Here is a 2309-nt window from a genome sequence, read left to right as displayed (position 1 = left end):
AAGGTACCGCTCTTGGTTAAATTACCACTCGTCAGTGCTGTATCTTCGGTGACTGTACCGGTAGAGACCCCGGCAATTACCGGGACATCATTGGTACCCTGGATGGTGACCGTGACGAGCTGGGTTGCTGTTCCATCTAAAGATTTTGCCGTGAAGCTATCGGTTAATGTTTGGCCAGCCCCTAATTGCTGGATGGTTGTTTGTGCATTGTTCGCCGTGTACGTCCACACCCCGTTGGTGGCCAGGGTAAAGGTACCGTAAGTACCTGCCACAGAAGGCTGGGCGATGAAACTGGATTGGCCGGCATCGACATCGGCAATGGTCAAGGTACCGCTCTTGGTTAAATTACCACTCGTCAGTGCTGTATCTTCGGTGACTGTACCGGTAGAGACCCCGGCAATTACCGGGACATCATTGGTACCCTGGATGGTGACCGTGACGAGCTGGGTTGCTGTTCCATCTAAAGATTTTGCCGTGAAGCTATCGGTTAAGGTTTGGCCAGCCCCTAACTGCTGGATGGCTGTTTGTGCATTGTTCGCCGTGTACGTCCAGACCCCATTGGCGGCCAGGGTAAAGGTACCGTAGGTGCCTGCCACAGAAGGCTGGGCGATAAAACTGGATTGGCCGGCATCCACATCGGCAATGGTCAAGGTACCGCCACTGCTCAGATTGGCATTTATTACATTCGCATCTTCGGTGACTGTCCCGGTAGACACCCCGGCAATTACCGGGACATCATTGGTGCCCTGGATCGTCACCGTGACCGTTTGACTGGCACTGCCATCGGCTGAGGTCGCAGTAAAGCTATCAGTCAACGTTTGGCCAGCCCCTAATTGCTGGATGGCTGTTTGCGCATTGTTCGCCGTATAAGTCCAGACCCCATTGGCGGCCAGGGTAAAGGTACCGTAGGTGCCTGCCACAGAAGGCTGGGCGATGAAACTGGATTGGCCGGCATCGACATCGGCAATAGTCAAGGTACCGCTCTTGGTTAAATTACCACTCGTCAGTGCTGTATCTTCGGTGACTGTACCGGTAGAGACCCCGGCAATCACCGGGACATCATTGGTGCCCTGGATCGTCACCGTAACCGTTTGACTGGCACTGCCATCGGCTGAAGTCGCAGTAAAGCTATCAGTCAACGTTTGGCCAGCCCCTAACTGCTGGATGGTTGTTTGTGCATTGTTCGCCGTGTAAGTCCACACCCCATTGGCAGCCAGGGTAAAGGTCCCGTAGGTGCCTGCCACAGAAGGCTGGGCGATGAAACTGGATTGGCCGGCATCGACATCGGCAATAGTCAAGGTACCGCCGCTGCTCAGATTGGCATTTATTACATTCGCATCTTCGGTGACTGTACCGGTAGACACCCCGGCAATTACCGGGACATCATTGGTGCCCTGGATCGTCACCGTAACCGTTTGACTGGCACTGCCATCGGCTGAGGTCGCAGTAAAGCTATCAGTCAGCGTTTGGCCAGCCCCTAACTGCTGGATGGCTGTTTGTGCATTGTTCGCCGTGTAAGTCCACACCCCATCGGCGGCCAGGGTAAAGGTACCGTAAGTACCTGCCACAGAAGGCTGGGCGATAAAACTGGATTGGCCGGCATCGACATCGGCAATGGTCAAGGTACCGCCGCTGCTCAGGTTATTGTTGGCAACATTCACATCTTCGGTGACCACAGCAGTCGCAACACCGCCGATCTCTGGTATATCATTCGTCCCGGTAATCGTCACCGTGACCGTTTGACTGGCACTGCCATCGGCTGAAGTCGCAGTAAAGCTATCGGTCAGCGTTTGGCCAGCCCCTAACTGCTGGATGGCTGTTTGCGCATTGTTCGCCGTGTAAGTCCACACCCCATTGGCGGCCAGGGTAAAGGTACCGTAGGTGCCTGCCACAGAAGGCTGGGCGATAAAACTGGATTGGCCGGCATCGACATCGGCAATGGTCAAGGTACCGCCGCTGCTCAGATTGGCATTTATTACATTCGCATCTTCGGTGACTGTACCGGTAGACACCCCGGCAATTACCGGGACATCATTAGTACCCTGGATGGTGACCGTGACGAGCTGGGTTGCGCTGCCATCGGCTGAGGTTGCAGTAAAGCTATCCGTTAATGTTTGGCCAGCCCCTAACTGCTGGATGGCTGTTTGCGCATTGTTCGCCGTGTAAGTCCACACCCCATTGGCAGCCAGGGTAAAGGTCCCGTAGGTGCCTGCCACGGAAGGCTGGGCGATGAAACTGGATTGGCCGGCATCGACATCGGCAATGGTCAAGGTACCGCCGCTGCTCAGGTTATTGTTGGCAACATTCAC

1 protein-coding gene is annotated in these 2309 nt (G+C 55.0%); it reads right to left on the bottom strand.

Features of this window, described 5'->3' with window-relative positions; all coding sequences use genetic code 11:
- Positions 1-2309, bottom strand: a 2309-nt coding sequence (locus ACN4Z1_RS15845) for a VCBS domain-containing protein (RefSeq protein WP_419423053.1), incomplete at both ends; no start/stop codon positions are given.

Source organism: Legionella sp. ST3F1, assembly GCF_048553315.1.
GTDB classification, from domain to species: Bacteria; Pseudomonadota; Gammaproteobacteria; order Legionellales; family Legionellaceae; genus Tatlockia; species Tatlockia donaldsonii.
Note: the sequence above shows the minus strand (reverse complement) of the source record. Positions and strands in the feature narration are given on the sequence as shown.